This window comes from Lysobacter sp. GCM10012299 (assembly GCF_042649405.1).
GTDB lineage: Bacteria > Pseudomonadota > Gammaproteobacteria > Xanthomonadales > Xanthomonadaceae > Lysobacter_J.
Window position 1 is genome coordinate 440,254 of the sequence record NZ_JBHRZC010000001.1, and the last position, 12,347, is coordinate 452,600.

The window sequence follows — 12,347 nt, forward strand, 5'->3', positions numbered from 1 at the left end:
GCAACGTGGGATTCCCGCCTTCGCGGGAATGACGGGCAAGTTCAAGGTGGGCCCCGGCTTTCGCCGGGACGACGAGTTGTCAGCCCTTGCTGGTTCCCAGCGCCACCGTTGCCAGGAACTTCGGCGGCTTGCGCGCCTTGGTCTTCTGCTCGAACGCATACGCCAGTTCGATCAGGCGCGGTTCGCTCCAGGCCGGGCCCATGAAGATGATGCCGATCGGCAGGCCGAAGCTGTCGCCCATCGGCACGGTGATGCTGGGCGTGCCGGCGACCGCGGCGACGCCGTAGCCTTCGCCGAGGAAGTGGTCGCCGTTGACCGGGTCGATCAGCCATGCCGGCGCGGTGGCGGGTGCCACCACGGCGTCGAGGTTGTTCGCCGTCAGCGTTGCTTCCAGGCCCTCGGCACCAGCGAGGCGACGGGCCTTGCTGCGTGCCTCGATGTAGCCGATCTCGTCGAGCGCACCCTTGGCCTGTGCGCGTTCGAACAGCTCCTGGCCGAAGTAGGGCATTTCCTTGCCGGCGTTCTTGCGGTTGTAGTCGATCAGGCCGGCCAGCGAAGTCACCTGCGCGCCGCTGCGCGACAGGTAGCCGTCGACACCGTGCTTGAACTCGTACAGCAGCACGTCCATTTCCGGTTCGTTCCAGCTGCCCGCGCCGGCGATTTCGACATCGACGACTTCGGCGCCGGCCTTGCGCATCGCCTCGATGCTGCGCTCGAGTGCGGCGTCGGCATCGGGGTGGTAGCCCATGGCCTTGCGCAGCACGCCGATCCGCGCGCCGCGCAGGCCGTCGGCATTGAGCCGGGCGTGGTAGTCGAACATCGCCCGGCCGGTGCTTTCGGCGGTGGCCTGGTCGGCATCGTCGCGGCCGACCATCGCCGACAGCAGCACCGCCGCGTCGGCGACGCTGCGCGCCATCGGGCCAGCGGTGTCCTGGCTGTGCGAGATCGGGATGATGCCGCTGCGGCTCACGAGGCCGACCGTCGGCTTGATGCCGACCAGGCCAGCGACCGAGGACGGGCAGATGATGCTGCCGTCGGTCTCGGTGCCGATGGCGGCGGCGGCCAGGCTGGCGGCGACGGCACTGCCGCTGCCGGAGCTGGAGCCGCACGGCGAGCGGTCGAGTGCGTACGGGTTGCGCGTCTGTCCACCGCGCGCGCTCCAGCCGGAGCTCGAGCGCGAGGAACGGAAGTTGGCCCATTCGCTGAGGTTGGTCTTGCCCAGGATCACCGCCCCGGATTCGCGCAGGCGTGCCACCAGGAATGCGTCGGTGCGCGGATGGTTGGAGGCCAGGGCGAGCGAGCCGGCGGAGTTCACCATCGGCGTGGCGTCGATGTTGTCCTTCAGCAGGATCGGCACGCCGTGCAGCGGTCCACGGATGCGACCGGCCTTGCGCTCGGCATCGCGCGCGTCGGCTTCCTTGAGTGCGTCAGGATTGGTCTCGATCACCGCGTTGAGTCGCGGGCCGGCATCGTCGATGGCGGCGATCTGGTCGAGATAGGCCTGGGTCAGCGCATGGCTGCTGAGTTCGCCGCGTTCCATCCGTGCCTGCAGCTCGGCAATGCCGACCTCGGCGAAGGCGAAGCGAGCGGGCGCGGGACCGGCATTTGCCGATGCCACCGCGACCGCTGGTTTGGATGCGGCAGCGCCCGCGTCAGGCGCGTTGGCGCGCTGGCAGGCAGGCAACAGGGCGATCAGCATCGCCACGGACAACGTCTTCGTTACAGGCAAAGAGCGCATTGCGATTCCCCGGTCGCGGATGGCCGTCGCCGAGCATACGCGAAACTGAACCGCCGTCAGGCCCTATTGGCGACGCTTTACGAGGTCGCGTGCCAGCACTGCGACGACGATCAAGTTGACGGCCAGCACCGCCCACGAGGTCCAGCCCGGGTGGTGGTACACGGCGTAGACGTCCAGCGGCAGGTAGATCGCGGCGCTGATGCAGCCCAGCCAGGAGGCCCACGCCTTGGCGCGCCACAGGCCCCAGGCCTCGAGCATGCGCAGCAGGCCGTAGAACAGGACCACCGCGGCGGCCAGGTGCACGCCGTCGGGGTTGATGACCTTGTTCAACCAGGCCAGGGCGCCTTCGTTGGGGTCGAGCTGGAAGCGGGCGATCAGCTCGTGCAGCCAGCGCAGCAGGGGCGCCGGCCCGAGAAGTTCGAGGCCGCTGGCTGCCAGCAATGCCAGCAGGCCCTTGGCGGCCTCGAAGATCGCGATCACATGCAATCCCGGATGCGCGTGCGGATCCGGGTTGTAGTGGTGCTGCGCGTCGGTCATGGCGAGGCGAAGCCCGGCACGGTTACGACGTGGCTCAGGCAGCGCGCGAGGCGCGCTTGCGGTCCGACTCGGTCAGGAACTTCTTGCGCAGGCGGATTTCCTTCGGGGTGACTTCGACCAGCTCGTCGTCCTCGATGAAGTCCAGGGCCTGCTCCAGCGAGTACTTGATCGCCGGGGTCAGCTTGATCGCGTCGTCCTTGCCCGAGGCGCGCATGTTGGTCAGCGGCTTGGGCTTGATGGCATTGACCGTGAGGTCGTTGTCCTTGGAGTGGATGCCGATCAGCTGGCCCTCGTACACCTGGTCGCCTTCGGCGGCGAACAGGCGGCCGCGCTCTTCCAGCGGTCCGAGCGAGTAGGCCGGGGTGGTGCCGGCGGCATTGGCGATCATCACGCCGTTCTGGCGCTTGGCGATCGCGCCGGTTTCCTTCGGACCGTAATGGTCGAACACGTGGAACAGCAGGCCCGAGCCCTGGGTCAGGGTGCGGAACTCGTTCTGGAAACCGATCAGGCCACGGGCCGGGATCATGTAATCAAGGCGCACGCGACCCTTGCCGTCGGACTCCATGTTCTTCAGCTGGCCCTTGCGGATGCCCAGCTTTTCCATGACGCCGCCCTGGTGCTGCTCTTCGATGTCGACCACCAGCTGCTCGACCGGCTCCATCATCTGGCCGTCGATTTCCTTGATGATCACTTCCGGACGCGACACGGCCAGCTCGAAGCCTTCGCGGCGCATGTTCTCGATCAGCACCGACAGGTGCAGCTCGCCACGGCCGGAGACCAGGAACTTGTCCGGGTCGGAACCTTCTTCGACCTTCAGCGCGACGTTGTGCAGCGTCTCGCGCTCGAGGCGCTCGCGCAGCTGGCGGCTGGTCAGGAACTTGCCACCGCTGAGTTCCTTGTTGCCGGCGAACGGCGAGTTGTTGACCTGGAAGGTCATCGAGATGGTCGGCTCGTCGACGGTCAGCGCCGGCAGCGCTTCCGGGAAGTCCAGGGCGCAGACGGTGTCGGAGATCGACAGGTCGGCGACGCCGGAGATGGCGACGATGTCACCGGCCTCGGCTTCCTCGGTCTCCAGGCGCTCCAGGCCCATGAAGCCCAGCACCTGCAGGACCTTGCCCTGGCGCTTCTTGCCTTCGCGGTCGATCACGCTGACCGGCATGTTGCGGCGGACCTTGCCGCGCTGGATGCGGCCGATGCCGATCAGGCCGACGAAGTTGCTGTAATCCAGCTGGCTGATGCGCATCTGGAACGGGCCGTCCATGTCGACCTGCGGCGGCGCGACGTGCTTCATGATCGCTTCGTACAGCGGGGTCATGTCGCCATCGCGGGCGCTGTCGTCGAGGCTGGCGTAGCCGTGCAGCGCCGAGGCGTAGACGATCGGGAAGTCGAGCTGCTCGTTGGTGGCACCGAGCTTGTCGAACAGGTCGAACACCTGGTCGATGACCCAGTCCGGACGGGCGCCCGGACGGTCGATCTTGTTGACGACCACGATCGGCTTGAAGCCCATCGCGAACGCCTTCTGGGTGACGAAGCGGGTCTGCGGCATCGGGCCGTCCATCGCGTCGACGAGGATCAGCACCGAGTCGACCATCGACAGCACGCGCTCGACCTCACCGCCGAAGTCGGCGTGGCCCGGGGTGTCGACGATGTTGATGCGGTTGCCCTGCCAGGTGATCGCCGTGTTCTTGGCGAGGATCGTGATGCCACGTTCCTTTTCCTGGTCATTGCTGTCCATCGCGCGCTCGGCCAGCACCGTGCGTTCAGACAGGGTGCCCGACTGCTTGAGGAGGCAGTCGACGAGAGTGGTCTTGCCATGGTCGACGTGGGCGACGATGGCGATATTGCGGAGGCGTTCGATGGACATGCGAAAAGGCCGGCAGACCGGCGCTCGGGCGAGGAGGTAGCCGGGCATTATACCTGTCAATGATGACCTCTGCCTGTTCAGCTGGAGGCGCTGCAAGTACCCTTGTCTATTGGCCCGGACGTCGCCATCTGAACGGCGAGCCTGAACGCATTTCCGGCTGAACAACCCCCACCCAAGCTTCGCCCACGTCCCAGGAGACGGATTCATGAGCCTGATCGCCACCTTCGACACCGACCGCGGCCCGATCCGCATCGAGCTCGCCGCCGACAAGGCGCCGCTCACGGTCGCCAACTTCGTCAACCTGGCCCAGCGCGGCTTCTATGACGGCCTGAGCTTCCACCGCGTCATCAACGATTTCATGGTCCAGGGCGGCTGCCCGCTGGGCACCGGCACCGGCGGCCCCGGCTACCGCTTCGAGGACGAGACCCGCAATGGCCTGAGCCACGAGCGCGGCGTGCTGTCGATGGCCAATGCCGGCCCGGGCACCAACGGCAGCCAGTTCTTCATCACCCACGTCCCGTGCCCGTGGCTGGACGGCAAGCACACCGTCTTCGGCAAGGTCCTGGAAGGCCAGCAGATCGTCGACAGCGTCAAGCAGGGCGACACGATCAAGTCGGTCAAGATCGAGGGTGACACCGCCGCCGTGCTGGCCGCCAAGGCCGACCGCGTGGCGGAATGGAACAAGACGCTGGACCAGAACGCCCGCCCGTAAGCGGCGCCAGCCGGTCACGCACAGGCGCCCGCTCCGGCCTTGCCGGGGCGGGCGTTTTTTTTGGCCCGGGCCCCGACGCCGAGACAGCCTGGATCCCGGCGTGCGCCGGGATGACGTTGATGGCATCCGGCCCGCGCGTGCAACGAGCCGCGGCGAACCTCCGTGCTAACATTTGCGGGCTCTGGCGGCGGTTGGACGTGTCGCCCGCAGCGACCCCACATCGACTCCCAGAGGTTCCCGCGATGCCCCAGCTTGCCCGGCGCATCGGTCGCGCCAAGCCCAGCGCGATCATGCAGGTTGCCGAGAAGGCCAAGCGGCTCAAAGCCGAAGGCCGCGACATCATCAGTTTCTCGATTGGTGTTCCCAACTTCCTCCCCGGCGAGCATGTCTATGCCGCAGCGCGTGATGCGCTGAGCAAGGACAGCGGCCAGTACGGCAGCAATCGCGGCGCCGACGCGATGCTCGATGCCTTCATCGAGCACATGGCGAAGATCGGACTGACCGGCTACGGCCGCGTCAACGTCGCCACCGGCATCGGCGCCAAGCACGTCATCTACAACCTCGCCGAGGCGCTGCTCGACGAAGGCGACACGATCGTCTTCCCGACGCCGTACTGGACCAGCTACCTCGACATCGCCGACATCGTCAACGCGAAGATCGACCTGCTGCCGTGCCCGGCCTCGCAGGACTACAAGCTCACCCCGGCGCAGCTCGACGCCGCGCTGGCGAAGAAGCCCAAGGTGTTCCTGTTCAACAATCCCTCGAACCCGACCGGCATGGTCTATTCGAAGGAAGAGATCGATGCGCTGGCCGACGTCGTCGCCAAGTACCCGGACACCTGGGTCATCACCGACGACATCTACAACCGCATGGTGTTCGACGGCCTGGGCTACCACAACTTCGTGCACTCCCGTCCGGAGCTGCGCGATCGCGTGATCTTCATCGACTCGCTGTCCAAGACCTACGGCATGCCGGGTTGGCGCGTGGGCTTCATGGCCGGTCCGGAAGCGATCGCGCAGGCGATCGTGACGATGAACTCCAACCACATCACCAACATCCCGGAGATCGTCAGCGCCGCTGCGGTCGCCGCGCTGTCGGGTCCGCAGGACGTGCCGACGGCCAAGTGCGCAGAGTTCCAGGCCAAGCGCGACCAGGTGATGGCGGTGATGGATTCGATCCCGGGCGTGGTCTGCCCGCGTCCGCAGGGCGCGTTCTACGTGTTCCCGGACATCAGCGTCGCCTTCGGCAAGACCCATGGCCCGACAGGCACGAAGATCGGCAACGACGTCGACTTCTGCAACGCGCTGCTGGAAGCCAAGGGCGTGGCCTGCGTGCCGGGCTCGGCGTTCGGCGAGCCGCGCGCGCTGCGCATCAGCTACACCTGCCCGACGCCGCAGCTCGCTCCGGGCCTGCAGCGTTTCCAGGAATTCTTTGCAGAGCTTTCCTAAATTTCGTGATCCAACGCGGGGCGCCGGTCGCCCCGCTTTTCATTTCAGGAGTTACCCATGAAGACCCCCGTCCGCGTTGCCGTTACCGGTGCTGCCGGCCAGATCGGCTATTCGCTGCTGTTCCGCATCGCATCCGGCGAAATGCTCGGCAAGGACCAGCCCGTCATCCTGCAGATGCTCGAGCTGCCGATGGAGAAGGCCCAGGCCGCGCTCAAGGGCGTGATGATGGAGCTGGAAGACTGCGCGTTCCCGCTGCTGGCCGGCATGGTCGGCACCGATGACGCCGAGGTCGCGTTCAAGGACGCCGACATCGCCCTGCTGGTCGGCGCGCGTCCGCGCGGCCCGGGCATGGAGCGCAAGGACCTGCTGCTGGAAAACGCCAAGATCTTCACCGCCCAGGGTGCGGCGCTGAACAAGGTGGCTTCGCGCAACGTCAAGGTGCTGGTGGTCGGCAATCCGGCCAACACCAACGCCTACATCGCCATGAAGTCGGCGCCGGACCTGCCGGCGAAGAACTTCACCGCGATGCTGCGCCTGGACCACAACCGTGCGCTGTCGCAGCTGGCCACCAAGGCCGGCGTGGCCGTGGCCGACATCGAGAAGCTGGTCGTGTGGGGCAACCACAGCCCGACCATGTACCCGGACTACCGCTTCGCCACGATCAACGGTGCCTCGCTGAAGGACCAGATCAACGACGCCGAGTGGAACGCCAACACGTTCATCCCGCAGGTCGCCAAGCGCGGCGCGGCGATCATCGAGGCGCGTGGTCTGTCGTCGGCGGCTTCGGCGGCCAACGCGGCCATCGACCACATCCGTGACTGGGTGCTGGGCAGCAACGGCAAGTGGGTGACGATGGGCGTGCCGTCGGACGGCAGCTACGGCATTCCGGAAGGCGTGCTGTACGGCGTGCCGGTGACCACGGCCAATGGCGAGTACACGCGCGTCGAGGGCCTGCCGGTTGACGAGTTCAGCCGTGCGGCGATGGACAAGACGCTGGCCGAGCTGGAAGAAGAGCGCGCCGGCGTGGCCCATCTGCTGGGTTGATCGCCTGCTGCCGGCTTCTTGCCGGTTGCGCTGAAAAAAGGCGGCCTTCGGGCCGCCTTTTTTTGTGGCTCCGTCATCCCGCCCTATCACCGTCATCCCGGCGGACGCCGGGATCCATCTTGACGTTGCGGTTGCTCCGGAGCGGCGTCGTCCGTAGGGGCGGGGAGTGCCCCGTCCCTTAGTCAGACATCCTGTCTGATGCGGGACGCGGGACATCCATGTCCCGCTGCGGTGCACTCCCCGCCCCTGCGGCCAACGCTCTGTCGATTGGTTGCACGGTCTTCGGAGAGCAATGGGCTGGAAGCGACAAGCAACGGCGCTGGGTTCCCGCCTGCGCGGGAATGACGGGTGGAGGGAATTTCGACCAAGGTCGTAACGCTTCCTTCCGCCGCTGGGACTAGCCTCGACGCAATGGTCGTTGAGGGTATCGCGATGGGTTACGAAGAGTTCTACCGCCGCTCGATCGAAGAGCCCGAGGCGTTCTGGGCGGAGCAGGCGAGGGCGATCCATTGGCACAGGCCGCCGCAGCAGATCCTCGATTATTCCAACCCGCCGTTCCGCAAGTGGTTCGCCGGCGGCGAAACCAATCTCTGCTACAACGCGGTCGATCGCCACCTGGATGAGCGCGGCGATCAGCTGGCGCTGGTGGCGATTTCGTCGGAGACCAACGTCACCCGCGAGATCAGTTACCGCGAATTGCACGCCGAGGTGAACACCTTCGCCGCGGTGCTGAAGTCGCTCGGTGTGGGTCGCGGCGACCGCGTCGTGATCTACATGCCGAACATGGCCGAGGCGGTGTTCGCGATGCTGGCCTGTGCGCGCATCGGTGCGGTGCACTCGGTCGTCTTCGGTGGCTTCGCCGCGCACAACCTGGCACTGCGCATCGACGATGCGAAGCCGAAGCTGCTCGTCTGCGCCGATGCCGGCATGCGCGGCGGAAAGGTCATCGCCTACAAGCCGCTGGTCGATGCCGCTTGCGAGGAGGCCGCGTCGCCGCCGCCGCATGTGCTGGTCGTGAGCCGCGGGCTCGATCCTGCGCTCAACATCGTTGAAGGCCGCGATGTCGATTACGCAACGCTGCGCGCGAAGCATGAAGGTGCGCAGGTCGAGGTCGAGTGGCTGGAGTCGAACGAGCCCAGCTACCTGCTCTATACCTCGGGCACCACCGGCAAACCCAAGGGCGTGCAGCGCGATGTCGGTGGCTATGCGGTGGCGATGGCGTTGTCGATGTGGTCGATCTACGACGTGCGCGCAGGGCAGGTGATGTTCTCCACGTCCGATGTCGGTTGGGCAGTCGGGCATTCGTACAACGTCTACGGTCCGCTGATCGCCGGCGCGACGTCGGTGCTGTACGAAGGGTTGCCGACCAATCCGGATCCGGGCATCTGGTGGCGCATCTGCGAGCAGTACGGCGTGCGCACGATGTTCTCTTCGCCCACCGGCATCCGCGTGCTGAAGAAGCAGGATCCGTCGTGGCTGACGAAACACGACCTGTCGAAGCTGCACTGGTTGTTCCTGGCCGGTGAACCGCTGGACGAACCGACCGCGCACTGGATCACCGACGGCATCGGCAAGACCATCATCGACAACTACTGGCAGACCGAGACCGGTTGGCCGGTGCTGTCGCTGATGCCGGGACTGGAGATGAAGCCGGTGAAGTTCGGCTCGCCCGGCCTGCCGACGCCCGGATACAAACTGCGCGTGATCGACGACAACTCCGGTGAGGATGTAGCGGCTGGGCAGAAGGGCGTGCTGGTGATCGAGCCGCCGTTGCCACCGGGGTGCCTGACCACGGTGTGGAACGACGATGCGCGTTTCCTGTCGAGCTACTTCAGTCACTTCAAGCAACTCGTCTACAGCTCGCTCGACTGGGCAATCCGCGACGAGGACGGCTACACCTTCATCCTCGGCCGCACCGACGATGTCATCAACGTCGCCGGGCACCGCCTGGGCACGCGCGAGATCGAGGAGTCGTGCTCGACCCATCCCAGCGTCGCCGAGGCGGCGGTGATCGGGGTGCATGACGAGCTCAAGGGGCAGGTGCCGGTGGTGTTCGCGACGTTGAAGCAGGCGCTGGGCGGCGAGTCGGCCGCACAGGCGGCGGCGAGCATGCAGCAGCGGGTGGTCGAGCAGCTCGGCGGGGTGGCAAAGCCGGCGCGGGTGTACGTCGTCAACGCCTTGCCCAAGACGCGATCGGGAAAGTTGCTGCGGCGCTCGATCCAGGCCCTGGCGGAGAACCGCGATCCGGGTGACCTGTCGACGCTGGACGATCCAGGCGCGCTGGACGAGGTGCGACGGGCGCTGGAGCGGGGGGCTGATTCTGGCAACTGACCCGGCAATTGAGTTGACTGATCGCGACACCGATGTCGGCGAAAGGCAACGTCCCTGGGTTCCCGCCTTCGCGGGAATGACGAGCGGTGACCGGCAGGCCGACGCCGCCGCCCGAGGTGGCCTAAAATGCCCCTTCAACCAGGAGATGACATGACCTCGCAGGCCTCCGCCGGTGCCCGTTTCCGCGCCGCCGTTTCTGAAGAATCCCCGTTGCAGGTAATGGGTGCCATCACCGCCTACGCCGGCCTGATGGCCAAGCGCGTGGGCTACAAGGCGCTGTACCTGTCCGGTGGTGGCGTCGCCGCCAATTCGCTCGGCGTGCCGGACCTGGGCATCAGCACGATGGAAGACGTGCTCACCGACGCGCGCCGCATTGTCGACGCCACGCAGATGCCGTTGCTGGTCGACATCGACACCGGTTGGGGCGGTGCCTTCAACATCGGCCGCACCATCAAGTCCTTCATCAACGTCGGCGTCGCCGCCGTGCACATGGAAGACCAGGTCGGGCAGAAGCGTTGCGGCCATCGGCCGGGCAAGGAAGTGGTGCCGTTGTCGGAGATGGTCGACCGCGTCAAGTCGGCCGTCGATGCGCGCACCGACAGCAGCTTCGTGATCATGGCCCGCACCGACGCGGCCGCGGTCGAAGGCATCGATTCGGCGATCGAGCGCGCCTGTGCCTACGTCGAGGCCGGCGCCGACATGATCTTCCCCGAGGCGATGAACACGCTCGAGGATTACCGCCGCTTCAAGGCTGCGGTGAAGGTGCCGATCCTGGCCAACCTGACCGAATTCGGCTCCACGCCGTTCTTCACCACCGACGAGCTGCGTGAGGCCGGCGTCGACATCGCCCTGTACTGCTGCGGTGCGTACCGCGCGATGAACAAGGCAGCGTTGAATTTCTACGAGACCGTGCGCCGCGAAGGTACGCAGAAGAGCCTCGTGCCGACCTTGCAGACGCGTGCGGAGCTCTACGACTATCTGGGCTACCACGCGTACGAAGACAAGCTCGACGCGCTGTTCGCGCGCGAGAAGTAAGCAGTCGTGATGGAGTGGTCGGCCGACGGAGCGTACAGGGCCTCGACGTTGAGTCCCCCTGTCCCTTTCTCCGCCGGCGCGTCCGTCCGCCCTGCGACCGCGACGAGCGCGATACTGGCCCGTCACGGTCGTCTGCGACCTGCCCGTCGCAACTGGCTTAACCCCCTGCTCAGCGGCACCTGACTTCAGTACCTGCAGCTAACCGCGTTATCCCTGAGAACGACGGCCCCCGGCGGGACCGGACAAGAAATCCCGCCAGCACGGCCGAATGAGGAGACATACCAATGAGTGACTCGGCACAGAACCTGCCCAAGGCCAAGAAATCCGTCGCCCTGAGCGGCACCGCCGCGGGCAACACCGCACTGTGCACCGTCGGCCGCAGCGGCAACGACCTGCATTACCGCGGCTACGACATCCACGACCTGGCGACGAAGTCGACCTTCGAGGAAGTCGCGCACCTGCTCGTGCACGGCGCCCTGCCGACGGTGTCGCAGCTCAAGGCCTACAAGGCCAAGCTCAAGCGCCTGCGCGGCCTGCCGGCGATCGTCTCCGAAGCGCTGGAGCTGGTGCCGGCCAATGCGCATCCGATGGACGTGCTGCGCACCGGTTGCTCGGTGCTGGGCACCGTGCTGCCCGAGCGCGAAGGCCACCCGGCCGCCGAGGCGCGCGACATCGCCGACAAGCTGATCGCCAGCTTCGGTTCGATGCTGATCTACTGGTGGCACTTCACCCGCAACGGTCGCCGCATCGACGTGGAGACCGACGACGACAGCGTCGCCGCGCACTTCCTGCACATGCTGCACGGCGAGCCGCCGAGCAAGCTGCATGCCGACTCGCTCGACAAGTCGCTGATCCTCTACGCCGAGCATGAGTTCAATGCATCCACGTTCACCGCGCGCGTGATCGCCGGCACCGGTTCGGACCTGCATTCGTGCCTCACCGGCGCGATCGGTGCGCTGCGCGGTCCCAAGCACGGCGGTGCGAATGAAGTGGCGATGGACATCATCAGCCGCTACGGCAGCGCCGACGAGGCCGAGGCCGATATCCGCGCACGCATGGAGCGCAAGGAGATCGTCATCGGCTTCGGCCACCCGGTGTACACCATCGGCGATCCGCGCAATCCGATCATCAAGGAAATCTCGCGCAAGCTGTGTGCCGAGGGCGGCAACCAGATGCTGTTCGACGTGTCCGAGCGCATCGAGAACCTGATGATGGACACCAAGAAGATGTTCCCGAACCTCGACTGGTACAGCGCATCGGCCTATCACATGATGGGCATCCCGACGCCGATGTTCACGCCGCTGTTCGTGATCGCGCGCACCACCGGCTGGAGCGCGCACGTGATCGAGCAGCGCGAGGACGGCAAGATCATCCGCCCGAGCGCGAACTACGTCGGTCCGGAAGATCGCGAGTACGTGGCGATCGACAAGCGCTGAAGCGCAAAGCGGCCCTCATCCGCCCTGCGGGCACCTTCTCCCGCAGGCGGGAGAAGGAATTGAGCCCTCGCCCGCTGGCGGGAGAGGGGTTGGGGTGAGGGCAGGGCATTCGCCTTTCGTCTGATTGCCCCCCTTCGGCCATCCCCCAGCCGCGCCGCCCATGGCATAGTCGGCCACGCCTTTCGTGGCCGATGGTTTTGGG

9 protein-coding genes are annotated in these 12,347 nt (G+C 66.3%); 6 read left to right on the forward strand and 3 right to left on the reverse strand.

Annotated features, from left to right (window positions below):
* Nucleotides 1-79: 79 nt before the first annotated feature.
* The 3 genes from ACFOPO_RS02250 to typA all read right to left on the reverse strand — a co-directional run bounded on the left by ACFOPO_RS02250 (nt 80) and on the right by typA (nt 4,139).
* On the reverse strand, nt 80-1,738 hold the full coding sequence (locus tag ACFOPO_RS02250) for an amidase (RefSeq protein ID WP_386700413.1): 1,659 nt from the start codon (nt 1,736-1,738) through the stop codon (nt 80-82).
* 63 nt (nt 1,739-1,801) lie between these two features.
* Nucleotides 1,802-2,275, reverse strand: coding sequence for a DUF2127 domain-containing protein (locus ACFOPO_RS02255; protein WP_386700415.1), 474 nt, complete (start codon nt 2,273-2,275; stop codon nt 1,802-1,804).
* A 34-nt stretch (nt 2,276-2,309) separates the two neighbouring features.
* Nucleotides 2,310-4,139, reverse strand: coding sequence for a translational GTPase TypA (gene typA, locus ACFOPO_RS02260; RefSeq protein ID WP_200606482.1), 1,830 nt, complete (start codon nt 4,137-4,139; stop codon nt 2,310-2,312).
* A 205-nt stretch (nt 4,140-4,344) separates the two neighbouring features.
* On the opposite strand from typA, the gene ACFOPO_RS02265 reads away from it, so the two are divergent.
* The 6 genes from ACFOPO_RS02265 (at nt 4,345) to prpC (ending at nt 12,145) form a co-directional block, all read left to right on the forward strand.
* Nucleotides 4,345-4,851, forward strand: a complete 507-nt coding sequence (locus ACFOPO_RS02265) for a peptidylprolyl isomerase (RefSeq protein WP_386700417.1) — start codon at nt 4,345-4,347, stop codon at nt 4,849-4,851.
* A gap of 242 nt (nt 4,852-5,093) precedes the next feature.
* Nucleotides 5,094-6,299 (forward strand): aminotransferase class I/II-fold pyridoxal phosphate-dependent enzyme, encoded by a 1,206-nt coding sequence (locus tag ACFOPO_RS02270; protein WP_386700419.1) that lies wholly within the window; start codon nt 5,094-5,096, stop codon nt 6,297-6,299.
* 57 nt (nt 6,300-6,356) lie between these two features.
* Nucleotides 6,357-7,343 carry a malate dehydrogenase gene (locus ACFOPO_RS02275; RefSeq protein ID WP_386700421.1) on the forward strand — a complete coding sequence of 329 codons (987 nt, stop codon included), beginning with the start codon at nt 6,357-6,359 and terminating at the stop codon, nt 7,341-7,343.
* A gap of 432 nt (nt 7,344-7,775) precedes the next feature.
* Nucleotides 7,776-9,674 carry a propionate--CoA ligase gene (prpE, locus tag ACFOPO_RS02280; protein ID WP_386701247.1) on the forward strand — a complete coding sequence of 633 codons (1,899 nt, stop codon included), beginning with the start codon at nt 7,776-7,778 and terminating at the stop codon, nt 9,672-9,674.
* Nucleotides 9,675-9,824: 150 nt separating this feature from the next.
* Nucleotides 9,825-10,709, forward strand: coding sequence for a methylisocitrate lyase (gene prpB / locus ACFOPO_RS02285; protein ID WP_386700423.1), 885 nt, complete (start codon nt 9,825-9,827; stop codon nt 10,707-10,709).
* Between the two features lie 284 nt (nt 10,710-10,993).
* Nucleotides 10,994-12,145, forward strand: a complete 1,152-nt coding sequence (gene prpC, locus ACFOPO_RS02290; RefSeq protein WP_386700425.1) for a 2-methylcitrate synthase — start codon at nt 10,994-10,996, stop codon at nt 12,143-12,145.
* Nucleotides 12,146-12,347: the final 202 nt, after the last annotated feature.